This window comes from Hydrogenoanaerobacterium saccharovorans (genome assembly GCF_003814745.1).
GTDB classification, from domain to species: Bacteria; Bacillota; Clostridia; order Oscillospirales; family Ruminococcaceae; genus Hydrogenoanaerobacterium; species Hydrogenoanaerobacterium saccharovorans.
Window position 1 is genome coordinate 1764833 of record NZ_RKRD01000001.1, and the last position, 25656, is coordinate 1790488.

The 25656-nt window shown below is 38.2% G+C and carries 25 protein-coding genes; 10 read left to right on the forward strand and 15 right to left on the reverse strand.

Going from position 1 to position 25656, the window contains the following annotated elements; genetic code table 11:
* Nucleotides 1–103 precede the first annotated feature (103 nt).
* The 3 genes from EDD70_RS08290 to EDD70_RS08300 all read right to left on the reverse strand — a co-directional run bounded on the left by EDD70_RS08290 (nucleotide 104) and on the right by EDD70_RS08300 (nucleotide 1931).
* Nucleotides 104–331 carry a FeoA family protein gene (locus EDD70_RS08290; RefSeq protein ID WP_092751148.1) on the reverse strand — a complete coding sequence of 76 codons (228 nt, stop codon included), beginning with the start codon at nucleotides 329–331 and terminating at the stop codon, nucleotides 104–106.
* Between the two features lie 24 nt (nucleotides 332–355).
* Nucleotides 356–577: a FeoA family protein gene (locus EDD70_RS08295; protein WP_092751146.1), complete on the reverse strand. Its 222-nt coding sequence runs from the start codon at nucleotides 575–577 to the stop codon at nucleotides 356–358.
* Between the two features lie 343 nt (nucleotides 578–920).
* Nucleotides 921–1931, reverse strand: coding sequence for a LacI family DNA-binding transcriptional regulator (locus EDD70_RS08300; protein WP_092751144.1), 1011 nt, complete (start codon nucleotides 1929–1931; stop codon nucleotides 921–923).
* A gap of 268 nt (nucleotides 1932–2199) precedes the next feature.
* Between EDD70_RS08300 and EDD70_RS08305 the strand changes: the two genes are divergently transcribed.
* The 4 genes from EDD70_RS08305 to EDD70_RS08320 all read left to right on the forward strand — a co-directional run bounded on the left by EDD70_RS08305 (nucleotide 2200) and on the right by EDD70_RS08320 (nucleotide 7778).
* Nucleotides 2200–3525, forward strand: coding sequence for an ABC transporter substrate-binding protein (locus tag EDD70_RS08305; RefSeq protein ID WP_092751142.1), 1326 nt, complete (start codon nucleotides 2200–2202; stop codon nucleotides 3523–3525).
* Between the two features lie 77 nt (nucleotides 3526–3602).
* Entirely contained in the window at nucleotides 3603–4526 is a 924-nt protein-coding gene (locus EDD70_RS08310; protein ID WP_092751140.1) for a carbohydrate ABC transporter permease, read from the forward strand.
* A gap of 17 nt (nucleotides 4527–4543) precedes the next feature.
* Nucleotides 4544–5389: a carbohydrate ABC transporter permease gene (locus tag EDD70_RS08315; protein ID WP_092751138.1), complete on the forward strand. Its 846-nt coding sequence runs from the start codon at nucleotides 4544–4546 to the stop codon at nucleotides 5387–5389.
* A 4-nt stretch (nucleotides 5390–5393) separates the two neighbouring features.
* Nucleotides 5394–7778, forward strand: a complete 2385-nt coding sequence (locus EDD70_RS08320) for a glycoside hydrolase family 95 protein (protein WP_092751135.1) — start codon at nucleotides 5394–5396, stop codon at nucleotides 7776–7778.
* A gap of 123 nt (nucleotides 7779–7901) precedes the next feature.
* Here the strand turns inward: EDD70_RS08320 and EDD70_RS08325 are convergent, their stop codons facing one another.
* From EDD70_RS08325 to EDD70_RS08345, 5 genes are all read right to left on the reverse strand, one after another.
* Nucleotides 7902–9557, reverse strand: coding sequence for an ABC transporter permease (locus tag EDD70_RS08325; RefSeq protein ID WP_092751133.1), 1656 nt, complete (start codon nucleotides 9555–9557; stop codon nucleotides 7902–7904).
* Complete coding sequence (locus EDD70_RS08330) at nucleotides 9544–10632, reverse strand: ABC transporter ATP-binding protein (protein ID WP_092751131.1); 1089 nt, start codon at nucleotides 10630–10632, stop codon at nucleotides 9544–9546. Before EDD70_RS08330 ends, EDD70_RS08325 begins: the two co-directional genes overlap by 14 nt.
* A 25-nt stretch (nucleotides 10633–10657) precedes the next feature.
* Nucleotides 10658–11728, reverse strand: coding sequence for an ABC transporter substrate-binding protein (locus EDD70_RS08335; protein WP_092751129.1), 1071 nt, complete (start codon nucleotides 11726–11728; stop codon nucleotides 10658–10660).
* A gap of 137 nt (nucleotides 11729–11865) precedes the next feature.
* Nucleotides 11866–12645: a response regulator transcription factor gene (locus tag EDD70_RS08340; protein WP_092751127.1), complete on the reverse strand. Its 780-nt coding sequence runs from the start codon at nucleotides 12643–12645 to the stop codon at nucleotides 11866–11868.
* Nucleotides 12638–14347, reverse strand: a complete 1710-nt coding sequence (locus EDD70_RS08345) for a sensor histidine kinase (RefSeq protein ID WP_092754419.1) — start codon at nucleotides 14345–14347, stop codon at nucleotides 12638–12640. Before EDD70_RS08345 ends, EDD70_RS08340 begins: the two co-directional genes overlap by 8 nt.
* A 379-nt stretch (nucleotides 14348–14726) precedes the next feature.
* On the opposite strand from EDD70_RS08345, the gene EDD70_RS08350 reads away from it, so the two are divergent.
* Nucleotides 14727–15404 carry a lipase family protein gene (locus EDD70_RS08350; RefSeq protein WP_092751125.1) on the forward strand — a complete coding sequence of 226 codons (678 nt, stop codon included), beginning with the start codon at nucleotides 14727–14729 and terminating at the stop codon, nucleotides 15402–15404.
* Nucleotides 15405–15482: 78 nt separating this feature from the next.
* A complete protein-coding gene (locus tag EDD70_RS08355; RefSeq protein WP_092751124.1) occupies nucleotides 15483–15626 on the forward strand; it encodes a molecular chaperone GroEL in 144 nt (47 codons plus the stop codon).
* 91 nt (nucleotides 15627–15717) lie between these two features.
* Here EDD70_RS08355 and EDD70_RS15345 read toward each other — a convergent pair whose 3' ends face one another.
* From EDD70_RS15345 to EDD70_RS08370, 4 genes are all read right to left on the reverse strand, one after another.
* Complete coding sequence (locus EDD70_RS15345; RefSeq protein WP_423230111.1) at nucleotides 15718–15960, reverse strand: DUF6514 family protein; 243 nt, start codon at nucleotides 15958–15960, stop codon at nucleotides 15718–15720.
* 113 nt (nucleotides 15961–16073) lie between these two features.
* A complete protein-coding gene (locus tag EDD70_RS08360; RefSeq protein WP_242943065.1) occupies nucleotides 16074–16589 on the reverse strand; it encodes a zf-HC2 domain-containing protein in 516 nt (171 codons plus the stop codon).
* 2 nt (nucleotides 16590–16591) lie between these two features.
* Nucleotides 16592–17077: an RNA polymerase sigma factor gene (locus tag EDD70_RS08365; protein ID WP_092751120.1), complete on the reverse strand. Its 486-nt coding sequence runs from the start codon at nucleotides 17075–17077 to the stop codon at nucleotides 16592–16594.
* Nucleotides 17078–17295: 218 nt separating this feature from the next.
* Nucleotides 17296–17763, reverse strand: a complete 468-nt coding sequence (locus tag EDD70_RS08370) for a VOC family protein (protein ID WP_092751118.1) — start codon at nucleotides 17761–17763, stop codon at nucleotides 17296–17298.
* Between the two features lie 168 nt (nucleotides 17764–17931).
* On the opposite strand from EDD70_RS08370, the gene EDD70_RS08375 reads away from it, so the two are divergent.
* On the forward strand, nucleotides 17932–18429 hold the full coding sequence (locus EDD70_RS08375) for a cupin domain-containing protein (protein ID WP_092751117.1): 498 nt from the start codon (nucleotides 17932–17934) through the stop codon (nucleotides 18427–18429).
* Between the two features lie 257 nt (nucleotides 18430–18686).
* Here the strand turns inward: EDD70_RS08375 and EDD70_RS08380 are convergent, their stop codons facing one another.
* Complete coding sequence (locus tag EDD70_RS08380) at nucleotides 18687–19205, reverse strand: hypothetical protein (RefSeq protein ID WP_092751115.1); 519 nt, start codon at nucleotides 19203–19205, stop codon at nucleotides 18687–18689.
* A gap of 319 nt (nucleotides 19206–19524) precedes the next feature.
* Between EDD70_RS08380 and EDD70_RS08385 the strand changes: the two genes are divergently transcribed.
* Nucleotides 19525–20751, forward strand: a complete 1227-nt coding sequence (locus EDD70_RS08385; protein WP_092751113.1) for a cation:proton antiporter — start codon at nucleotides 19525–19527, stop codon at nucleotides 20749–20751.
* A gap of 23 nt (nucleotides 20752–20774) precedes the next feature.
* Nucleotides 20775–21122, forward strand: coding sequence for a hypothetical protein (locus EDD70_RS08390; RefSeq protein ID WP_092751111.1), 348 nt, complete (start codon nucleotides 20775–20777; stop codon nucleotides 21120–21122).
* A gap of 85 nt (nucleotides 21123–21207) precedes the next feature.
* Here the strand turns inward: EDD70_RS08390 and EDD70_RS08395 are convergent, their stop codons facing one another.
* Entirely contained in the window at nucleotides 21208–21972 is a 765-nt protein-coding gene (locus EDD70_RS08395; protein WP_092751109.1) for a response regulator transcription factor, read from the reverse strand.
* Entirely contained in the window at nucleotides 21966–23684 is a 1719-nt protein-coding gene (locus EDD70_RS08400) for a cache domain-containing sensor histidine kinase (protein ID WP_092751107.1), read from the reverse strand. The genes EDD70_RS08395 and EDD70_RS08400 overlap by 7 nt, the downstream gene beginning before the upstream one ends.
* 147 nt (nucleotides 23685–23831) lie before the next feature.
* Between EDD70_RS08400 and EDD70_RS08405 the strand changes: the two genes are divergently transcribed.
* Nucleotides 23832–25610, forward strand: a complete 1779-nt coding sequence (locus tag EDD70_RS08405) for a flavocytochrome c (protein WP_092751105.1) — start codon at nucleotides 23832–23834, stop codon at nucleotides 25608–25610.
* Nucleotides 25611–25656 lie beyond the last annotated feature (46 nt).

Here is a 25656-nt window from a genome sequence, read left to right on the forward strand (position 1 = left end):
TCCTCCTCGAATCAAATTTGGTAAGTCTTAACTAACCTAATAGCCTGCAAAAACGGAGTTGCCCCCTAAAAAGTCATTTATGACTATTCCCGCAATCTCCATTTCAAGTGTTTTCCACTTCAATCATTGCCGCATCAGCCTTGCGAATAGAAAGCTCGTAACCACGAACGTTTACTTCAATCGGATCGCCAAGGGGAGCTACCTTACGAATGTTTACTTCTACACCTTTGGTAATGCCCATATCCATAATTCTACGCTTAACCGCACCTTCACCGTGGAGCTTGACAACCTTTACGGTTTGCCCTGTTTTTACTTCTGTTAGGGTATTCATAGCATTTTCTCCTCTCGATTTATTTTAGATATTAGCTACAACAATTCGGTTTGCCATCTCCTTGCTAATAGCAATGCGAGATTCCTTGACATTGACAATCAAGTTACCGGCAATTTCGGAAACAACGGATACTTCGCCACCCTCCACAAAGCCAAGATTATTCAGATGTCGCTTGGTTTCATCCCGACCTCCAATTTTCTTTATCAAATTTTTCTCCCCTGCTTTTGCAAATGTTAAAGGCATCATAATTGTCCTTTCCACCTTCCAGAAAGTTAGCTAACGCTAACCTATAGGTTTAAAATTAGGTTAGCCTTTGCTAACCAACTATTATGATACAGCGTTTTTCAATAAGTGTCAATAGAAGTTTCGATAAACTCTATCATTTTTTAATATTGGCTAACCTATAGTGTAAAGTGCACAAGCATATTTTTTAAGTGCAATCCCAATAACCCCGCATATTTGATGAATGTAATAAGATTGTGATAAACAAGAAAAGAGTGCTTAATAATAGAGATTTTAAGCACTCTTCATATTAATGTTCCAACTAATAGAAAAATCAATTTTACAAAAAGATATAAAAATTGATGATTTATTTACTTTGTACTATGTGTTTAACACTGCCTTTAATATGCAGCTTTGTTTTATGAACAATAATTTCAGGGAATTTTTTGTGGTCGCCCAGCATTCGTCTAAGAAGCAGCTTTGCAGCGCTGATTCCCATTTCTTCCATTGGCTGTTCAACCAAAGACAACTCAGGGCTGATTGCTTCTGCAAGCGGAAGATTATCAAATCCTATAATCGAAATATCTTCCGGAATTTTTAAGTTATGCGCATTTATTTGGACAAAAGCACCCAATGTCATATCGTAGCTTGTTACAATAACAGCAGTAGGAGGGTCAGGCAACCCGAACAACCAATCAATTGCTCGAATCCCGCCCTGCATTGTGTAAGGCTGACGACAAACATAATTGTCGTTTAAACGGACTTTATATTCTGCCAAAGCCTTTTTATATCCATCCAAACGGCCAAAACAGGTATACATATCGTCACCGTATACAATTGCAATTTTTCTATGGCCCATTTCAATTAAACGTTTGGTAGGAATATAGGCTGCTTCAATGTTATCTACAACTACACCGTCGGTTTCATGCCCTGCCACTAAAGCATCGAAGCAAACAAGAGGAATACCGCAGCTCTTGATATAATCAATTTGTCTTCCGCTGCCAGAATGGGGTTGCAGAATAATTCCGTCTACCATTTTATCAATTAAAAACTGTGCTTTGTTTAATTCCACTTCTTCATCAAGTTGGCAAGCACAAATCACGGAGCTATACCCCAGTTCTTGCAGATACTTTTCAATTGCAGAAACAACAACCGCCGTATAGGTAGACAAAAGTGAGGGTACTATCACACCCACAGTATAAGACTTTGCACTTTTAAGCCCCTTTGCAAGGCTGTTAGGCCTAAAATCAAGCTCTTTTATTGCATTTTCAATTAATATCCGGTTGTTTTCTTTTACTTTACCGCCGTTTATAAATTTGGATACGGTACCGATAGATAAACCGGAAACCCGTGCTACATCTCGGATTGTTGCAGCCATTCACCTGCCCCCTAACTTCGTTTTTGCACTTAAAGGTATCATACAACAAGTAACTGCAATTGTAAAGATAAACAAAAAAGAGATAAATTAAACAGAAAAATAAACATTTTAGTGAAAAAAATGTTGACTTATACTTTATGATATGTTATTGTTATAGCAATAAATGAACCGTTTCATTTTTTCAGCGAATCATTGCTGTTTTTTTAATCAGCATAAATGAACCGTTTCATTTTTAATCAAATTTATTTAAAATAATAGGAGGTTCGTTATGAAGAAGTTACTCAGCATGATTCTTGCAGGTGTAGTGATTGTGTCCAGCTTTACCGGGTGCAGCTCAAAGGTCAAACCAAGCACATCATCTCCACAGCCGGCTGATGGATCCGATTCTCCGGTAACTCTGGAATACTGGACATGGTTTCCAAGTTCGGATCAATTCAAAGAAACTATTGCTAACTTTGAAAAGGAAAACCCCAATATTAAAATTAATTTAACGGTGATGGAAAGTAAGAACTTTCAAGAAAAGGTACCTTTGGCACTTGCTTCCGAAGAAAATATCGATATCATTGGGGTTCAGCCAACAGCTTTTGCAACAGAAATTTCCGATTACTTAAGCGACCTCGACCCTCTGCTAAAAAAAGAGGCAGGAGATGACTGGGCAGCTGTATATTCAGAAAGCTGCATTGAAAAATCCAAAAATTTAACCGGGGGTAATTTAAAATTTCTTGCTATGGTAAACAGTGGTTCTATGATTGGCTACTACAATGCCGACCTTTTAAAAGAACTTAATATGCAGGTTCCTGCTACCATTGAAGAGTATAAAAAAGTGGCAGAAGCTTTAAAAGCAAAATATCCTGACAAATATGCAGGAGTTTTTGGCGGTAAAGAATCTTGGATTATGGATGAAATGATGCTTACCGTTTTAGGGCAGCAAGGGGATTATTATAACAAATGGAGATACGAAAAAGCAAGTGTAGACAGCCCAGAATTTATTACTGCGTTTAAAGGTTTTAAACAATTTTTTGACGAAGATATTTTTACACAAGATTTGCTTGACCTTGACGGCGGACGTGCCGCAGAGATTTTTGCAGCTGGTGATGCTTTGGTATGGTACATGGGCTCTTGGGAAGCTCCTATTTTGTCATCCAAACTGCGCGAGCAAAAAGGCATTAAGCTGGGTGACGTTGGCGCAATGGCACTACCTGTTGTAAAACAAGGCGGAAACGCTGCTGTACGCTCTTACCTTGATGCGGGTATCGGTATTGTAAACTACTCAGAAAAGCAAGAGGCAGCTGCTAAATTTGTTGCTTACTGCACAGTTGGCAAAGGTGTAGATACTCTTGCAAAACAGTTTATGGGCACACCTGGCAAAAAAGATTTTGCAATGGATGAAACTATGCTAACCAGTGAAAATGCGAAAGCAGGTTGGAATAAACTTATAGAATTAATGAACACTGCAACCGCAGACCGCAACAATGTATCCGGATATTCGGATATCGAAGGAGCGTCGGTACAAAAAGTAGTGGGCAACACCTCAACTGCTGAAGAAGAAGTTAAGGCACTTCAAACAGAATGGACCAGCGGAAAATATCAGTAACATATGCAGCGGGCGTTTCCTCTGTAATGAAGAAAGCGCCCGCAAAAAATTTATACTTGTAACGGAGAGGTGACGACATGAAACTTACACAAAGCAAGGCAACAAAAAAGACTTACCGCGCCTTACATAAAAACAACAATAAAGCCGGATATTTATTTATTGCACCTCTGCTGATTGTTTTTGCCTGCTTTTTGCTATATAGCTTTTATTTTTTGTTTAAAAACAGTTTTCACTTTGTAACTATTTCATTTAAACATCCTAGATTTGTTGGGCTAAACAATTATAAAACCGTACTGCAGGATGCTGCCTTCTATCGTTCTATGCTCAATACTTTTTTAATTTCCTTTGCCAATATCTTCGCGGGTTTGACTCTTGGGTATGTGGTAGCTGTTTTTCTTAATTTTAAACTTCGTCTGAAGCGTTTTTTTCATGCGCTGTTTTTTGTACCATCCATGCTGCCTATTGCTTTAATGGCAGCTGTTTTCAGTTCTATGCTGGAATATAAAGAAGGAACATTCAACCAACTGCTACGTTTTTTAGGTATGGGTGGCTTGACTCAGCGTTGGTTATCTGACCCTAATCTGGCAATTTGGTCTGTAATGTCTGTTTCTGTTTTTTTAATCGGTATCCCCATTATGTACTATACAGCCGATTTAACAACCATAAGCCCAAGTGTAATGGAAGCTGCAACCATAGACGGAGCAAAATTTCATCAAGTTTTGTTTTTGGTATTATACCCTATGCTAAAAAATACTCATAAAACCATCATTATTTCCATGCTGCTTGGCGGTTTTCGCGAAATGGAACGTGTTTATTTAATGACAGACGGAGGCCCCGGCGGGTCTACCGAGATAATTGGTACCTACATCTACCGCGCTACACGGTCTGCGGGTTCCAACCTTGGCATTGTTTCGGCAGCAGCTATCATTGTGCTTTTAATTGCATTTGCTATTTCATTTATTCAAATGAAACTGGCAAATCGAACATCAGCACTACAATAGCAGAGAGGAGACAAACTATGCAACACAAAAAACATACCGAATTACAAACTGACTTGTTCAAAATAAATGAAAACCAACGTAAACTGATGATCTTCTTTTTAATATTACTCACATTGCTATGGGCATTGCCGGTGTTTTCTTTAATAAAAAATTCTCTTAAAGTAAATGGATTTGCAAATTATACATTTGTTATGAATAACCGTGTCAATGATGTTCCTTTCTCGCGTTACTTCATAAATTCAGTCATCAATGCAATAGGCAGCAGTTTTCTTGTAGTAAGTGTCAGCGCGCTTGCAGGTTTTAGTTTTTCTAAAATTTCTTTTGCGGGTAAAAAAACTATCTACAATTTGTGCATTATGTGCCTTGCAGTTTCCGGCCCAATATTAATTGTACCGTTTTTTTACATACTTAAAACAATGCATATTTACAATACTCCCCTTGCAGTAATTTTTGCCGAGGCTACTATCACCTTGCCGTTTGGATTGCTTATGATGAAAAACTACTTTGATAGTTTGCCTCAAGAGCTTATGGAATCTGCAAATATAGACGGTGCAAATATGGGGCAGGTGTTTTTTAAAATTTATTTTCCTCTGGCAAAACCAGCTGTGATTAACCTTGGGGTACTGCAGATAATGTGGTCTTTTCAGGATTTTCTGTTTCCGTTAATGTTCCTGACAAAAGATAAATTCTACACTACCACTGTAGCTGTCAACTCATTCAAAGGAGCTTATGGTCTCACCGGGCAGAATTTAGGGCGTTACAATGCCGCATTGGTTCTCATTTCTATTCCATCTATTTTAATTTTTATATTTGCACAAAAATATATTGTAAACGGCGTTGCTTCGGGCGCGGTGAAGGAGTAAAATCATGCACAATCTAAAGTTATGGTATCGGCAATGCGCCGATACGTTTGCAAGTGCACTGCCGGTTGGAAATGGCAGTTTGGGCGGTATAGTATACGGGGGGGTACCCGAGGAACGAATCAGCCTCAACCTTGATACGCTTTGGTCAGGCGGACCAAAGCAATCGGAATATAAAGTACCGGCATCCCTTATTAAAGAAGTTCAAAGACTTGTTTTTTTAGGTGATACATTAAGCGCGCAAAAACTGATAGAAAACAAAATGCTTGGCGATACATGGAATGAATCTTATCAGCCGCTTGGTAACCTAAGGTACATCTACAACAATATTGGTGATGTTTGCAGTTACCGCAGAGAACTGGATTTAAAAACCGGGACAGCTAAAACTGAATTTATTACAAACGGCAATAAAATTTGCAGTGAAGTATTTTGCTCTAATCCAGACAAAATACTATCGGTTCACATTACCGCAGATAAGCCAAAATTTTTGGACATATCTTTGCACCTTGACAGCCTTTTGCAGCACAAAACATATACCCAAAATGATGAAGTGGTGATGTGTGGGAATGCACCATCGCACGTAATACCCAATTACATCGAATGTGAAAACCCAATTATATTTGATGCTTCTGAATCGGGAATGGCATTTCAAGTGCGACTTCGTGTTAAAACAGATGGCATTCTCTCAGTAGAAAACGGATTTTTAAGAGTAACCGCCGCAAGTACACTGCATATTATCCTCTGTGCCGCAGATGGTTTTAAAGGGTACGACAAACCGACCGAGAAGTGTGCCGATGCACTGGATGAAATTTGCCGTTCTATTTTACAACATGCTACACAAAAGCCGTACAAAGACCTTAAAAACATACATATCAATAATCATACTGCGTTATTTAACCGCGTGGAATTGTGCTTAGAAAAAAACTCACACGATGAATTCCCTACAGATGTAAGGCTGGAACAAATAAGGCAAGGAAAAACAGACCTTGGAATGATAGAACTTTTGTTTCAATACGGAAGATATCTTCTAATTGCAAGCTCTAGAAATGGCTCACAACCTGCAAATCTGCAAGGCATTTGGAATGAAGAAATGCGCCCTGCATGGAGCAGTAACTGGACAACCAATATCAATACTCAAATGAATTACTGGCACAGCGGCGTATGCAACCTTTTAGAATGTGATGAACCGCTTGTTCGTATGCTGCAAGAACTGAGCGTAGCGGGGAAGAAAACCGCACAAGAAGGATACCACTGCCGTGGTTGGGTTGTAAACCATAACGTTGATTTATGGCGCAATACAGCGCCTGTAAAAGGGCTTGCCAAATATTCGTATTGGCCTATGGGCGGAGTATGGCTGTGTTCAAACCTTTACGAGCATTATCGTTTTACGCAGGATACTAATTTTCTTCATCAAATAGCTTTACCCATTATGAAGCAAGCAGTAAAATTTTGTTTAGACTGGCTTTGTGAAGGTTCAAACGGGAAACTCTACACCTGCCCGTCAACCTCACCTGAAAATACTTATTATACATCATCAGGTGAAATTAGCAGTGTAACTTATTCTTCAGCTATGGATTTGGGGCTTCTTCTGGAATTATTTGCTAACACGATTGAAGCCTGCAAAATCCTTAAAATAAGCGACGAAATTGTTGATGACATAAACTTAGCAGCCCCCTTACTGCCTAATTTTTCGATAGGACAGCAGGGGCAAGTTCTGGAATGGGGTAAAGATTATAAGGAAGAAGATTTGGGGCATCGGCACTTCTCGCCCCTATATGCACTGCACCCTGCACATTTGATTAACCGTTATGAAAAACCACAAATAGCCTTTGCATTTGAACGGCTGTTGGAACGAAGGCTCTCTCATGGCAGCGGAACTTTCGGATGGAGCTGTGCTTGGGCCATTAATTTATGTGCGCGTTTAGGCAAGGCAGAAATTTGTTCTAATTATGTAAATTGTTTTTTGAAAAAATCGGTATATCCTAATCTGTTTGGTCTTCACCCACCATTAGGTGAACGTGAAAATGAGCAAGTGGTTTTTCAGATAGACGGAAACTTTGGTGCTTGCGCAGGAATTGCAGAAATGCTGCTTCAAAGCCATCTTGGTATGCTGGAATTGCTCCCTGCCCTTCCACAGGAGTGGGAAACAGGATATGTAAAAGGATTACGTGCACGGGGTGGCTGTGAAGTAGATATATATTGGAAAAAACACCGTTTGACCTACGCTAACATTAAATGTATGCAGGACAGTGAAGTTAAAATAAAATATCACGAAAATATCCATATATTATTAGATGGAAGCCGCGTTGATGTAAAACAAAACAATGATATTTTCATTTTTGAGGCCAAGTCAGGGTTTTGTTATGAAGTTAAACTTGATTATAAAGAATAACTTTAAGTGTTAAATAAGAAAACAAATCAGCTTAAAATAACTGTCGAATAATCACCAAATAGACAAAACCGCCAGAGTTTATCACTCTGGCGGTTTTTAGTTTACGATATAAAATATTTTTATTTATAAACTGAATTCTTTTCCCCCGTTTACCTTGTTAAACATCAGTAACGATATTACAGTTAGCACTGTGAGAATGGTAGAAAGTGCTGCTGCTATGCCGTAATTGCCGCGAACAACCTCGGTATAAACCGCAACTGTTAATGTTTTTGTTTTACCGGTATAAAGTATAATCGCTGTAGATAATTCGCTTATCATTGTAACCCAGCTTAATATTGCACCGGATACAATGCCCGCTGTCATCATAGGGACAGTGACGCCAAAAAAGGCTTTCATTTTAGAAGCGCCAAGCGAAATTGCAGCTTCTTCTATGCTCATTGGTATTTGCTGCAAAATTGCAACAGAAGAACGAATGGTATAGGGCAGCCTGCGAATAACCAGCGCAACTACCATAATCAGCATTGTCCCGCTCAGCAACATAGGGCGCTGATTAAATCCGTTTAGCAGGGCAATACCCAATACCGTACCCGGTATGATATAAGGAACCATAGAAATAATATCTACCGCGTTGGTAAGTGCGTTTTTACGTCTTACAACAAGGTAAGCAATCAGAATAGCCAGCAGTACAATAACAACCAACGACATTAACGGAATAATGATGGTGTTTTGTATGCTTTTGCCCAACTTACCAAATGCAGATATGTAACTTTTGAGAGAGTAACCCTGTACAAATATCTTACCTGTGGTTTTTTTAAAGGATGTATAAGTGATATAAACCTGCGGTAAAATGGCAACGCCCACAACAAAATAGCTGAACAGATACACCCAAACTTTTTGTGATTTTTTAGGTGATTTTTCTTCAATTGGATGCAATGCATTTAGTGCAAATGCATTTTTATTGGACACATATTTCTGTGCCAGAAAAACAATCGTGGTTACAATAATTGCTATAACTGCGATTGCCGCTGCAAAGCCGTCGTTTCCGCCAACTTCATTGATAAATTCGGTATAAAGCACCACCGGGAATGTACGGTAACCCTCACCTATCAACATCGGCGTACCAAAATCTGCAAAAGAGCGCATAAACACCAACAATGATGCGGCAAGCAGTGTGGGCATGATAAGGGGTATTACTACTTTAAAAAAGCATTTTATGCCCGAACAGCCTAAATTATTTGCTGCCTCAATCAACGAGTTGTCGATATTTTTTAATGCTCCTCTTGCATACAGAAACACCAACGGAAAAAGCTGCAGCGACATTACCAATACAATTCCTCCAAATCCGTAGATATCAGGAATGGCAATACCAAACTTTTTAAAAAATGTTGTAATTGCGCCGCTTCTTCCCAAAAGCAAAATCCAAGAGTATGCACCAATAAACGGCGCAGACATGGATGCCACAACAATTAAAATATTAAGCACCGATTTGCCCTTGATTTTATAAACAGAAAACAAATACGCCAACGGAGTTCCGATTGAGATAGATAAAACGGTTGCAGCGATTGAAACCTTAAAGCTGTTCAGCAACGTATCAAAATAATAGCTTTTTGAGAAAAATTTTACGAAATTTACCATCGTAAACTGTCCGGTTTCCCTGTCAATAACCGATTGCTGAATTAAATGAGCCATAGGGTAGAGTAAAAACAGTGCATAAACCGCAATCGTACAAAGAGTAATCAGCCCCCAAATGTCTAAACGAAATTTATTATTGTCCTTCATAAGTTTCGCTCCTTACAAGGTTCTGGTTGCCTTCTTTGTCAAACACATTGATCTTATGCTTTTTCACTTGAAGCAGCACGTTCTGCCCGGGCTTTAATTCATCCTCTATTGAAGATTCTTCCACAATCTCTACCACTGCGCCACTTTCGGTTTCCACAGCATAATGCGTATTAAGGCCAAGGTAGGTGTATTCTTTCACCACACCTTTTATCCCATCACCGCCGGCAGCACTGATAATAAACTCCTCGGGACGAATCGAGCAAAGAACATCTTCGTTTTGTTGCTGTTTTAGGCACTCCAGTTCTACACGATATCCCCCGGGAAAAACTACGACGCCCTGTTCTGTTTTAGCGGGTATAATATTGGTTCTGCCAATAAAAGTTGCCACAAAAACATTTCGAGGTCTTTGATAAATTTCTTTTGGGGTTCCCACATGCTGGATTACACCGTCTTTCATAACAGCAATGGTATCGCTGATTGCCATTGCCTCTTCTTGGTCGTGCGTTACATATACGGTAGTAATGCCCACATTTTTTTGTGTATGGCGGATAACACTGCGCATCTCTAGCCGCAGTTTTGCATCCAAGTTGGAGAGGGGTTCATCCATAAGCAGAACATCCGGTGAAATCACCAGTGCACGAGCCAAAGCAATGCGCTGCTGCTGTCCGCCCGAAAGCTGATTGGGCATTCTGTCTGCATATTGTTCAATCTGCATCAACTTTAGGTATTTTTCGGTTTCTTCCCTTATCTTTTCTTTTTCCATCTTTCTGTTTTTTAAACCGAAAGCAACGTTATCGCGCACGGTCATATTGGGGAATATGGCATAGTTTTGAAACACCATGCCAATATTCCTTTTACTGGGGTCCATATCATTGATGCGCGTATCGTTAAAGTAAATGTCGCCGCCCTCAATAGAATTAAAACCGGCAATCATCCGCAGCAGCGTGGTTTTTCCACAGCCTGAAGGACCAAGAAGAGTAAAGAGTTCACCGCCTTTAATCTCTACATTCAGATCCGAAATAACCGTATTGTTTCCATATTTTTTTACAGCGTTTTGTACTAAAATTTTACTCATTTTGTCCCTCCGCAGTCAATGATTGCTATTTGCTCTGAAGACTTGTAAAAATATCGGTAAACTTATCTACAATTTCTTGTTTATGCGAACTTACATAAGGGATATCTTCTTCAATAACTTTTATGTCAGACACCGGCGTCATGAAATCGCTTGTTTTTGCATTTTTAAGAACGGGTCTGTTGGTTAATGTGGTACCCCAAATGTTTTGCACTTCTTCGCTGATGATAAAATCAATGAAAAGTTTTGCATTATCCATGTTTTTGGCGCCTTTGATGATGGTTGCAGATGCGGGAAGATAAACTGCACCCTCTTTAGGGTAGATTACTTTTACAGGAGCACCGTCTCTTACAAGCTGTGCACACGGGTCCTCGTAAGATAAACCTACAACATATTCGCCATCTGCAACACCTTTGTAAACGCTTGAGGAACTCTCGCAGATTTTACCGTCGATATTGGCAAACAAATCGTTCACATACTTCCATGCGGCATCGTTTTCATAACCGCCCATTGCCAGCAGTATATTTGTAAGCTGTGCAAATGCAGAAGACGAGTTTGCAGGATTTGCAGTTGCAATTTTGCCTTTCAGCTGTGGATTGAGCAGGTCGGCATAACCTTCAACCTTGATGTCTCCGATTAAATCGGTATTTACTATCAGGCAGCTGCCGTCCAGAACGTTGCCGGTAATAAAGCCGCAGGTGTTTTTGTATGCATCCCATACACTGGCATCGTTCGAGGATACATACGGCTCCCAAAGGTCTTTGTTATCGTATGCCAAAGACCATGACCCGCCAAACAAAACATCGGCGTAAGGGTCTTCTTTTTCAGATTGGATTCTCTTTACTAATTCACCCGTACCGGCTTGAATAATTTCTACATCAACCCCATATTTTTCTTCAAACAGAGGAATGGTTGCATTCATTAAACCCTCGGAGTTTGGTGAATAGATAACCAGCTTACCGCCGCCTTGTTTTGCCTCAGACTGTGAGTCGGACGCTGCGGTGCTGTCTTTCTCGGATGTTGCTTTTGGAGTAGAAGAACAGCCTGCCACAGAAATGGCCATAATCAAGGATAATACCATTGCGATTGCTTTTTTCATTAGAAATCCTCCTTCATATTTTGGTTACTTAACCTCTTACCTCTATTTTATAGCAATATTGCATAAAATTAATACCCAAATTAACGAACAAATGGAAAAGATACCGAACAATAGTACTATGTTGTTCGGTATCTTTTTTATCGAATTTTAATTTTGTATTCCTTGGGCGAACATCCGATGTATTTTTTAAAAACGTGATTAAAATACTTGTAATCTCCGATTCCGCATTCCCAGCCGATGTCGGATATTGGAATCTGATCTTCCTGCAAAAAAGAAAGCGCCTTTTGAATGCGGTACCGATTCAAGTATTCAATTACCGTTGTGCCCAACGCTTTTTGAAATTTTTGATTAATATATCGGTCGGAATAATGCAGTATATCCGATAAATCGGTAAGTGTGATTTTTTTAGAGTAGTTTTCTGCTATTATTTTTAATATTTGCTCCACCACAGGGTCATCACTTGCTTCTTTTAGTTCCGTATTGCAGAATAAAGAAATATTTTTTAACTCCCCAACGCTTTCGTTCTGCTTTCTTAAAACGCTGATATTTTTGCACTCCAACGCAGCTCGTTCCAATGTTTCTGCTATTTCTTCCATATTCAACGGTTTCAGTATGTAATCGGACACACCATTTTTGATGGCTTCTTTAGCGTATTCAAAATCCGAATATCCTGTGAGAATGATGGCAACATAGTCGTTTTGGCATTTTGTTTCCGCAATCATTTGCAGTCCATCCATCACCGGCATGTTAATATCCGTAATAACAATATTCGGGTTTAGTTTTTGGATAAGGTCTTTTCCCTCAATACCGTTTCGAGCCTCGCCTATTACAATGCAATTATGTTCTTCCCACGGCACCGAATGCTTAATGCCTTTACGTATAATGTCTTCATCTTCCACCAACAAAACGCTATACATTGCTCTCCCCCTTGCGTAAAAGCTTTGCTGTAACCGTAAACGATTCTCCTTCTGTGCTGTCAATAAAAAGCCCGCAGGTTGTTCCGTGTTCCAATATAATTCGTCTGCACAAATTTTGCAGCCCGTTGTGCTCGGTTTTAATCTCCTCCGAAACAATCAATTTCTGCAATGTCTCCAATGTATCGTTCGAAACACCGGGACCATCATCTTTTACAGAAAGCCATAAATATTTGCCGTCACACCAGCCCTTGATACTAACCGAGAGGTTCATCTTTTTTTTAAACCCATATTTTATGCTGTTTTCTATTAAGGGCTGCAACAGAAGCTTTGGTACTTTGTATTCGTTACAGCATGGGTCTATTTCTATGCTGCACAAAAACCGGTCACCAAACCTTGTTCTTTGAATATATAGGTAATCTTGTATGTACAAAATATCTTCCCAAAGAAACACATCCTGCTTTGTATTGTTAATGCTGTATCGCAGAATGTGCGTAAATTTTTCAATCAGATGAGCTGCCTTTTTCCCATCCAATAGAATTAAGTATTTAATATTATCCAGCGTATTGTAAATAAAATGTGGGTTAATTTGTGTTTGCAAATTACGCATTTCAATCAGGCTGTTTAGTTTAATAAGGTCAGTATTTTTTGTGTTCAAATCATTAATACTTTTGAGCATTTTATTAATCTGCAATGCAATTTCTTCAAATTCGTCGCCTGAGTTAATTTGAATAACATGTTGGTTGTTACCGTGGCGAATAATGCGCATTTCATCTACCAAAGCTCCTACCGATTCCGCATTTTTTGCCGCCATCATCTGCGACAGTTTTAAGAACATCACCAACCCAATGCTCCCCAAGAATATGATAGTAACTACCCCGGTGACAATATAAAGGGAATTTTCGGATGAATAAATAAAGGAATAGAGCACTGCCTTTTTATCTTGTAAAATACGTGCAGACGATAAATATCGAATACCATTGATTGTAATGACATGCCGGTTTATTTCCTCTTTAAATTTATTGGTATTGCGTTCGGGTAAAAAACCGTTTTTAGAGCAATAGATTATATCGCCGTTTAGATTTGTAATGATACTGTCATACTGGTAATCAGAAAAAAGCTTGCTCCAGTCATTGCCGTTTAAATAAACCGCTATAAAACCAATCAAATTTCCATCTGCATACAATGGTTTTGAAAAAACATATTCCGAATGTTCACCGGGAAAATAGTAAACAGTATTGTAAATCGACGTGGGGTTTTTCAAGACATTATCCGCTACAATTTTGTTAAATTCTATTCTGTGGAGGTTCATATTATCTTCGCTGAAGCTGGTATATACAATATTTCTGTTCCGATTCATCAAAATTAAATTGATTCTCACCGGGCCGACAACGTTATGCTTGCTAAGGGAATATTGCACCTCTCTGCCGTCAGATGCGGTGGTAATGCAGCGTACAAAAGCTTTCTCATTTTCGGGGCTTTTTAAAAATTCTGCCGTATTGTTATATGCTTTATCAAAGGTTCGGTTTAAAAAATTGAGGTGTTCATTTACATTAAAATGTAAGTTTAAACAATTCAGCCCAAAAATAGGGATGCAAAATAGCAGGCATCCCACAATAACTAATAATATTATTTTTTTCAGCGCTTGTTTTTCCAACTGCTTTTGAAATATACTTTTCGTTTTTCCTATTTTTGAGTTTATCATTCTATCACCGCACTTTGGTGTTTTCTTCCCTTTATGCGTAAGCAGCAAAGAATCATCCAAAAAATCACAGTTCTTTTTATATATTAAATCACATTTTGTCTAAAATGACAAGTATAGCGCGTTGATCCTTCCAGAATAAAAACATTTTGAAGAGAAATAATTTTCCAAAAGCACTTTCAAATTGGTGGGGAGCACATATTTTAAAGGCAGTTGCTCTCTAAGCAAAAAAGCAAACACCTCACTTTTTACATTTAGACTTTGTCTAAAGAATATCGTAGAATTAATGGCATACATATAATATTGCAGCAGTACACCTTTTACACCAATCTACATGTTTATTGGTTATATGTTTACCTGAACTTTTACAGGGGTGAGGTATATGACAAAAAAAGACATAATTAATATGATGGAATTATCTGCCCTTGCATACAACAGCGAACATACCGAATTACCCAATCAACAAACCGTGGTTATCGATGACCATGCAACCGATATTCAGTGCTATGTTTATATAAAAAAGCCTCATTTAACCATTTCTTTCAGAGGCACCGACTCCAAGAAAGATTGGTTAACTGATTTCACATTTTGGAAAAAAATTATCCCTTATGGAAATACCAACTCGAAAATTAAAGTTCACACAGGCTTTATAAATGCTTATAAAAGTACAGGTATACGGAATGAAATCCATAAACTAATACCATCGGATATTCATTACATACGAGTTACCGGCCATTCTTACGGCGCCGCACTAGCCGTGCTTTGTGCTGTTGATTTACAATACAACTTTCCCTCCAAAGATTATGAGGTGTTTTTATACGGATGCCCTCGTGTGGGAAACAATGCATTTAAAAAATCGTACAACAAAAGAGTGTTTAAAACATTGCGGATTGAAAACGGAAATGATATTGTTACAAAAATCCCGTTTGCCACTTTGGGGTATCGCCACGTCGGTATTAAATTACACATTGGTAAGCCGAGATTATTGGGACTAGTATCTTTTGAGCAGCATCGCCTGCAATCTTATTACTCTCATTTTTTTAAACGCTTGGCACCTTGATTTAAATGTATATCCTAAATTCTATGCTGCTATAAATAATTACTCAACAAGCGGGAAACCTAATACAGAGGTGATTTTATGTCTTATGTTGACCCAAAACTTGCAGATAAATTCGAATCATTACCAATAGAACTAAAAAATACCATCCTAGAAAAAAATGTTAAACTTTACACTATGCAAGACTTAATACATTGTCTTGAAGAAATTGCAGAAGACGAGTAACTTACACAAATAAAAGCGCTTTTAAGCCAAAAGCGCTTTTATTTGTTAGAATTTAGTTAACCACAAGTTAATTTTGATATAAAAACAGCCCTTATTCAATTATCGAATCTTCAACTACATCTGCTAAATGCTCTTTACTAAGATTATATTTATTACACAGGTGTACAAGTTCTTCTACATACTCTTGAACAGTAGAAACGTCTCCAATAGAATAGTCGTCCGTAGCAATACCATAGCTCACGTACTTGCAGTTGTCTTCATTCATATAAACATCTTTAATTACCCAATACACCTTGTAATGCACCTCACTAAATTTAATACTACTATCATACATTAATTGGGTAATTAAGTAAATTGTTTGTAATTAAAACTTATCCTTTCATTTTTGTAAACTATAATGCAAAGTCATACAAACTACACCTAAAATTAAACTTTGATACTTTAAGGTTATGACTTTATAAGTTCTTTTATAATAAGCGGAATAACTCCAAATAATACCGGTATAAGTATTGGCAGTGACATAAAAACTGCCTGCGAAAACAATGAGCTCTTGCCTGAATTGATGTTTTTTTCTTCTCTGCTGTAGTATTCTTTTCTTTTTTCAGGATCAAAATTAATTTCAAAGCTCGAATAAAACGGAAGGGTAAAAACAACGATTAAAGCCTCAATCATGAGCCTCAGAGTTTGATTCTGCCAGCCAAACTGCCAAGACACCCCGTAAAACAAAGGCCAAAACAAATACCATAAAAATTTCAACCGCATCCAACGGATAATTTTACGGTCGGACTTAGTGGGTTTATCTATCCTCAAATCTAAATCTGTGTTGCAACATGCATAATACTCTGTACAAACTTTACATTCATCAAGATGTGACCGTACAACAGTATTCGTTTCTTCTGAAGTTAACCCCTCGGCGTAAAGCGGCAATAAATCTCGAACTACATTGCAGCTCATTTTTTCCATGATTAGTCCTCCTTCAAATCTTGTATCAGCTTATATTTTGTGCGCATAAAGGTTACTCTTGCCCACCCTTCGGTTTTGCCAAGCATGGTACCGATTTCTTTAAAAGTTAGGTCACCTGTCAAACGTAAAATCATGAGTGAGCGGTTCGGTTCTTCCAATGCATTAAGATACTCTAAAATCTTTTTTGTTTGGTCACAACGCTCAAAATCATTTTCTATATTGCAATTTGCAGGAATTTCTTCGTTCAACGGCAAAGAGGGAGTATTCTTCTTTAGCCAACGAAAATATTCGTGGCGTGCAATTGTAAATATCCAGGTTTTAATGGTACTGGAATTTCGAAAACCTGCAATTCCTTTTATCACATTTAAAAAAGTGGATTGCAAAAGGTCTTCTGCCACAGCAGAATTACGACACATTGAAAGCAGATATTTGTAAATATCATCCGAATAGCTATAATAAATCGTTTCTATTTCGTCTTTCTTACGCATGGTGTCTCCCCCCTTTTACTTTATTAGAGTAACCGAAATGCCAAAACGTTACAAGCAAAACGATTAATAATTGGTAATATCGAAGTTTGCAAACAAAAACCGTATAATCTAAGCAAGCAGCTTGATTATACGGTTTTTTATATTGTAAGAAAACTTCTTTTCTTGTATTCTTTAATCAAAATTTGCATCATCACAGGATTTTTAAAATGTTCTCACTATTATTCTAAACACGATTGAATATAATCTACAGGGACGTCCATACGTACAGCTGTTTCTTCTACAGAAAGCCCGCTCTCAATAAACCTTTTTACTACTGCATTTATATTTTCGCCAACTTCAATAACGTGTTTATCGTAATCATAAAAGCGGACAACCCGCTGCCCCCAAGTGTGTTCAAACAATGGGTGAACATACTCTATAAAGTTTAATGCCGTTATTTTATCAACGAAAGCATCCATATCACATTCTTCAAAATACAACTCTGCTGCATGGTTGCCAAAAACAATATCTGCATCTGCTTTATGAATAAAATCTTTCCATGTATCCAAAGTCTGCAAAGCAATGCCCCCTGTTAAAGTAACATTTGCTCCAAAGTCAGCAATTACATCCAGCCCCAAAACATCATGGTAAAACTGTTTTGACTTTTCTAAATCTTTTACCGCAATCAAGGTAGAGATATATTTCATTTTGTCTGTCTCCTTATTTTAAAGTACATAACAGATTCTTTTTTAATATACAAACCATAGCTTAATTAAAAGCCTGCGTCAATAGTAAAATTGCGGTTACCGATACCGCACATTTTATAAACACAATGAATATGATATTTTATAAGAATATAGAAAGGAGTGAGTAATATGCAATATTGCAGGCGTAACCCTTATAATAACTATGATAGAACTCCAGCGATAAATGTTATGGCTTCTCAACAGATGATTAAATTAAAAGATTACGGACCTGACCCAATTGTAGTGAATATAGATAAAGCAACGAAGCAAAACAATAATTATCGAACTGCATTATGGACAGGTAACCATTTACAACTTACATTAATGAGCATCCCACCCGGCGGAGATATCGGGTTGGAAGTTCACCCCAAAGTAGACCAATTCATTCGCATCGAAGATGGCGAGGGATTGGTTAAAATGGGAGACAGCGAACAAAATTTACGTTTTCAGCAAAAAGTTAAAGACGATTATGCAATTTTAGTCCCTGCGGGCACATGGCACAATATAATTAACACCGGTAATAAACCTCTTAAACTGTACACAATATACGCTCCGCCTCAACATCCACACGGTACAGTACAAGAAACAAAAGAAATTGCTCAAGCAGAAGAGCATGACCACCATTGAGCGTAGCTTATATTAAAAATCTCTTTTTGAATTGTTAAACTTATTCAGGTTTTTATAGCCATTTGAGACTTTCACAAGATAATAAGCCATAAACATAATATTATCGTTTTATCAAGCAGCCTTTGTATCTAATAAGTACAAAGGCTGTTTGCATGCCGTCAACTAATAAATAGCATATATTTAGTAAAAGATTACCGCAAATACGCCTTTTATAATCAAATATATTTCAATTTCGCTTGAGAAAAATATAAATACTATTAGAAAAACCAAACGGTAGGGATATAAAACAAGTAAGGTGCCGTGAATACAGCTAGCGAGAGGGCAAGTTTTTTCTTTTGGGTATTATCAAGATTAGTTTTATTTAGGCAATATTTATAATTAAATAAATAGATTAAAAAAGCAGTTAATATCACACAGCCGGAAACCCACAATACAGCATATATACTTTCAAACGGGTTGTAACTAACAGCGTTTGTAATGTTTGTATACCACCATTTTCCTAACTGCGTTTCATAATTAAAACTAATAATATTTGACAAAAGCATTGCTGCAGTACCAATAAAATCTGCCGCAAATCCAAACATCCAAACACTAAAAATAACCGCCTTCATATTCTGCCTTATCTCTTGTATTTTCAGATATTTTAAAGTAACAGCTACAACCATCAAATCTATAAGAAAATTTGCCGGCAAAACCACTAACCAAGTAATCGGGAACAACCATAAAAGCCATATGGGAAAGATTAAATTATATAGTTTGATGTTGTTCTTTTTCATTTTACACCTCGCCAATATGTTAAATGTTTACTTCGTTCAATACTTAATTCAACTATACTCTATCCATACATATAAGTAAATATTTATAAGATATTTTCAACAAATATACACATTTTTGACTTTTTATGAATGGTATGCTATCATGTTTTTAGATATATCTACATTTTCGACAGTAAAAAGTGCACTTTACTGTCATCCACGTACAATTACATATGCCCCTTAAAGGGCCAATTGTTAAAACGTATGCCATTTTGGTGATACGTTTTTTATATGTGGTTTAGTTTAATTGATAAATAAAAATCTTTACGGAGGTAAACTATTGAACATACTGTTAAAACTTGGGCTTGTAATTTTGGCCGGATTGGTCGGAGGAAAAGTTGCCCGATTCTTTAAGCTCCCAGACGTAACGGGATACCTACTTGCAGGCCTTTTTCTAGGTGGTTCATTTTTAGGGCTGGTATCTGAACAAGATATTTCCGCTTTGGAAATTATAAGCGAACTTGCCCTTGCGGTAATTGCCTTTAGCATTGGCAGTGAGTTCATTGTAAAAGAAATGAAGAAATTAGGCAAGGCAATTTTTATAATTACACTTGCTGAAGTAATCGGAGCAGTAGTTGTTGTATTTTCTGTGGTTTATTATCTATTTCAGCAAAACTTTGTGTTCAGCATAATCATTGCCTCAATGTCCGCTGCTACGGCCCCTGCTGCTACCTTGATGGTTATACGCCAATTTCGTGCCCGCGGTCCCTTGACACAAACCATACTGCCTGTTGTAGCACTGGATGACGTATTCGGTATCATCATCTTTGGGCTGGCAGTATCCGTTGCAAAAATAGTTACCGGTGTTTCAGAACAACCTTTGGCTATTATGATTGTAAAACCTTTTATTGAAATTGCCGGCTCTTTGCTCTTAGGGAGTGTTTTTGGATTAATCCTCACCTATGCTTGTAAGTTCGCACCGGATAATGAAAGCCTATTGGGACTGATATTGGCTGTTATAGGCATCACCACAGGTATTGCCAACTGGCTGGGGTTTTCACCTCTGCTTGCTTGTATTATGATAGGAACAATGGTAGTAAACTTAAAACATAACCCCAATCGAGTGTTTTCTTCACTCAACGGCTTTACTCCACCGTTATATCTTCTGTTTTTTACTTTGGCAGGAGCCAGCTTAGATCTTCGCATATTAGCATCGGTAGGCTTTCTTGGAGTTGGCTATATCTTGGCTCGTATCTGTGGAAAAATGGCAGGCGCTTGGGCAGGGGCAAAAATCGCCTCTTCGCCGGATGTTATTCGCAAATATTTAGGTTTGGCTCTGTTGCCTCAAGGGGGGATATCCATCGGACTTACTGTAATTGTACGCCAGATGTTCCCGGGGCAGGCTGAAGCTATCGCCACCATAATCATGTTCAGCGTATTAGTATACGAAACCACAGGCCCCATTTTTGCGAAGATTGCCATACAAAAGGCCGGTGAAGTGGACGGATTGAATAAAAAGACTGAACTCTCTCAAAATGAATGCCCTCAAGAAGCAGTATCTCTTTAAATAAAATGTAAGGAGACAATACCATGCATGTTCTTTTTATCGTATTGAACGAAGTAGACTATCTCGATGATATTTTAACAGGGCTGATGCAAGCCGGTGTTACGGGCGCAACGATTTTAGAAAGCCAAGGCATGGCCGGTTTTATGATAGACAATGACAAAATAAGCCATTCTATGGTTAACATCTTCAGGACTTTTTTGACCAGTGCAAGACCTTTTAATAAAACTATTTTCACTGTTTTGGAAAGTGATGACCTTTTAGATAAAGCAGTTACAGCGGTACGGCAAACTTTGGGTGATGATGCAAAACCAGGAATGGGCATGATGTTTTCTGTGCCAATCGGCGGTATGTACCCTCTCTCCCCTTTGTAATTTCAAAGTTAACAAACACACTATACAAACAACCGAGGTATGCAGCATTGTGCACACCTCGGTATTTTTTTGAAACAAACGGCTTTTAGTTTTTATTCAAATTGGTGGTGCGATATTTGTTGGGCGATACACCGATGTAATTTTTAAACGCGCGGCTAAAGTAGTGCGGGCTGCTATAGCCTACCATCTCTGAAATTTGGCTCATTGTATAGCTTTTTTCTTCTTGTGTTATTAAGTTAGCTGCCGTTAAAATACGCAGATTGTTGAGATAATCGGTAAAAGTATAGCCTGTTTTTTGTTTAAAAATTTTGGTTAAGTACGACTGGCTGATGTGGAATGTTTCTGCAACCTTATTAAGAGAAATTGTACTGTCGGTAAAATGGTCTCTTACATAATTTAGCGCAGATAGTGCAATGTCTTTGCAACTTTCTGTTGCATTGCTATCGTCTTTGATTTGGTTCATCTCCCAAATACGGTTACAGTAGGAGTCGATTGCATTTGCTAAAATATTTTTAAAATTACGATAGTCTATCGGTTTTAGAAGATAAGAAAACACCCCTAAATCCAAAGCCTTTTGCGCATATTCAAATTCACCATACCCCGAAATAATAATAATTTTGCATTCTTTATCAATCTCGCGTATTTTTTCAATCGCCGAAAGTCCGCTTAAAAATGGCATATTAATATCCATCAAAATAATCTCAGGGCTGTATTTTTCAACAGCCTCCAACGCTTGCTCTCCGTTTTCGGCAAGGGCTGCAACAGTAACCTCCAGTCCGCTGCTTTCAATCAGGTTTTTTAAGCCATTTCGGATAATTTCTTCGTCATCTGCAATCAATATCCTTAACATTCAAATCCCTCGCATATATGTGGTATTTCTATTTGCACTTGTGCCCCAAAATCGGGTCTGTTACAAACGGTAATACTGTACTTTTCGTCAAAGGCTATGGAAAGCCTTTCGTTGATATTATAGAGTCCGTAATGGTCAGATTCCAAAAAGGCGCTCATATTATGGCGTATTTGTTTTAGCTTTTGTTCGTCAAATCCAACTCCGTCATCCGAAACCGAGATGCAAAGAGAATTGTTTTTTTCTTTGACGGAAATCGAAATGGTTCCTCGATTGGATTTTGGTTTCAAGCCGTGATTAATCGCGTTTTCTACCAAGGGCTGAATAATAAGTTTTGGTATCAAATATTGTTTTACACTTTCGTCAACATCAATTTCGTACTTTAATTTGTCGTTGTAACGTATTTCTTGTATTTTTAAATAACAAGTAACATGGGCAATTTCTTCTTCCACCGTTATGTATTCTTTTCCCCCGCTGAGCGAAATGCGAAAAAATTGCGAAAGAAGCTGTATCATATCGGCAACATCACATGCATTGCGGCTTAATGCTTTCCACTGTATGGTATCTAACGTATTGTATAAAAAATGCGGATTAATCTGTGCCTGCAATGCTCTTAATTCTGCACGGCGCTTTTGAGTTTGTATACTGTAAATTTGGCTGATCAAATTTTTGATTGCAATAATCATTTGATTGAAAACCTTGCCTAAAACAGATATTTCATCATGACTTTTGCTTTCAAAAACAGTATCCAGATTACCGGAAGCAGCTTGAAGCATGTGATACTTGAGGCGCTCTACAGGGCGTGTAATGGAGCAGGAAATAAAAACGGATAACAAGATGGAAACAATAAACAAAAGCAGGCACACAATCAAAAGAAGATTAATCAGCTGATTTGTTTGTTCAAGAATCTTGTTATTGTCAATCATCGTACAGAGTATCCAATCTTTAGCATATGGAACAGAAGAATAGAAAACAGTGGAATTCACTTCAGAAAATTCATTCAAGTGTATAATTCCTGAAGTAAAACCATTGCTTTGTTTAACGGATTTTAAAAGCATGTCACTTGTAACGCTATGCTGTGGCAAAACTTTGTCGGACGACATATAGATTTCGCCTTCCCTGTTCATAATCCAAGAAAAGCCATCATATAGTTCAATCTCTTTTGTTATTTGAGAAAGCAGCTCAAGGTTGACGGCACCATTGATAAAGCCCACCTTATCACCTTTTGTGTTGTGGATGGGATAACAAATAAGAAAAATATGGTTGTTGTCTGATTTCGAAATGACGGGGTTGCTTATAACGTATTCTTGATTGGTAGCCATTGCTTCTTTAAAATAGGGGCGCCGTGATACATCAATTGTTATATTATCGTTTATCCAGCCTTTGCCGTCCAAACCGCCTATGGCAAAGGTTTCTGTACTGTTACCGTAATTTTTATTCAATATCTTGTTCAGATTAATGATGTAGGGTTTTAATTGGTTAAAATCCAGCTCTTTGCAGTATGGATATTCTTTTATAATTCTTATTTCGCTCACTCTTTGATTGAGCCATGAACCTATTTCGTTGGCTTTTGAGTCGATAAGCTGCGTAATTTGATGTTCTGCGTTTTTCATATTCATCGGCTTAAAATAAGATTCGATTAAATAAAACAACGGCAAAAAAATAAACAGAATACACATTAAAAAGCATATTATAATTTTAAGTTTTAGCGACAATCAATCACGCCCCCAAATTTTGTCGTTATTTTATTATACAGCAAAGTACAAGAAAAAGAAATGTAATGCAAATACTTTCACCTTCGGCTATGATATACTGTATTTGTTAGTTAATTATTTAACAACAGATATTGCAGGAGGAGAATTATGAAAAAACTAATTGCATTAGCACTGGCATTGTTGATGGTACTGGGTTTAGCCGCATGCGGCTCACCTAAACCGCAAGCGGAACAAGCCGGCATTCAAGACGGCACCTACACCGGCGAAGGTACCGGTAAAGGCGGCACAATCAAGGTTGAAGTAACAATTAAAGACAGCGCTGTAACCGACATAAAGGTGCTTGAAAACAAAGAAACCCAAGGCTTTGACAAAGCTATGGAAACACTCACCCAAAGCATAATTGAAAAAAACAGCACCGAAGTAGATACTGTTGCAGGCTGTACATTAACCTCAAAAGGCTTTTTAGAGGCAGTAAACGCCGCATTGGCTTCGGCAGGTGCAACACCTGAACTGCTGAAAAAAGTTAACGCCACAACTGCCGATGCAGCAGAAAAAAAAGACGTTGAAGAAACACATGATATTGTTGTTATAGGTGCCGGCGGCGCAGGCTTCAGTGCTGCTATTGAAGCAAAAATGGCGGGAGCCGATGTTATCATCCTTGAAAAGCTCCCCGTACCGGGCGGCAACACACTTATTTCTGGCGCAGAATATGCAGCCCCTGCAAACTGGCTTCAGGAAAAAGAAAATATTAAAGATAACCCCGAGCAAATGGCTGAGGACATGCTGAAGGGCGGAGATAATAAAAACGACCCCGAACTGGTTAAAGTAGTTGCAAACGGTGCACTTGACGGGGCAAAATGGCTGAGAGATGTCGTAGGCGTTGAGTGGGAAAACGAGCTGATGTTCTTCGGCGGACACTCTGTTAAAAGAAGCCTTATTCCAAAAGGAGCAAGCGGCCAGGAAATCATTGTAAAACAGCAGGCAAAAGCAAAAGAACTTGGTATTAAAGTACTCTGCAATACACCTGCAACCGAGCTTATTACCGATGAAAACGGAAAAGTAGTTGGTGTTAAGGCAGAAGGCCCCGATGCAAATTACACTTTTAAAACAAACAAAGCGGTCATCCTTACTACAGGCGGATTTGGTTCAAACATTGAAATGAGAAAGAAGTATAACCCTGAAATTGACGAAAATATTCTTTCAACAAACTCTGTAGGCAGCACAGGCGATGGCATTGTTATGGCAGAAAAAGTAGGCGCCGAGCTTGTAGGGATGGAATATATTCAGACTTACCCTATCTGCGATCCGCTTACAGGTACCCTTTTGTACTTTGATGACGCAAGACTATACGGTCATACCGTAATTGTTAACAAAGAAGGCAAACGTTTTGTAGAGGAACTCGGTAGACGTGACGTTATGTCGATGGCAATTAAAGCACAAACCGACCATTGCTGCTACGAAATTGTGGATCAAAACGGTTATGAACAAAGCAAACTGGAAGAAAATCATGCTGCTGAAATAAAATATCTCTATGACAACAAACTTCTTGTAAAAGGCGATACGATTGAAGAAGTAGCTGATTTCTTTAAAATTGATTCAACTGAATTTAAAAAGACAATTGAAAATTACAACAAATATGTAGATGCAGGAAAAGACCCAGAGTTTAACAAACGGAGTATGCCTTCTAAAGTTGAAAAAGCTCCGTTCTATGTAATAAAGGCTGTTCCCGCAGTGCACCACACGATGGGCGGTGTAAAAATCAACACAAATGCTCAGGTAATTAATAAAGACGGCAAGGTAATTGAAGGGCTTTACGCAGCAGGCGAAGTTACCGGAGGAATCCACGGTACCAACCGCCTTGGCAGTAACGCTTTAGCCGATATTACTGTATTCGGCAGAATTGCAGGCTGCAACGCTTCTAAATAAAATTCAATCAACCAAAAAGAGTGCAAGCCATAATGGAGTGCACTCT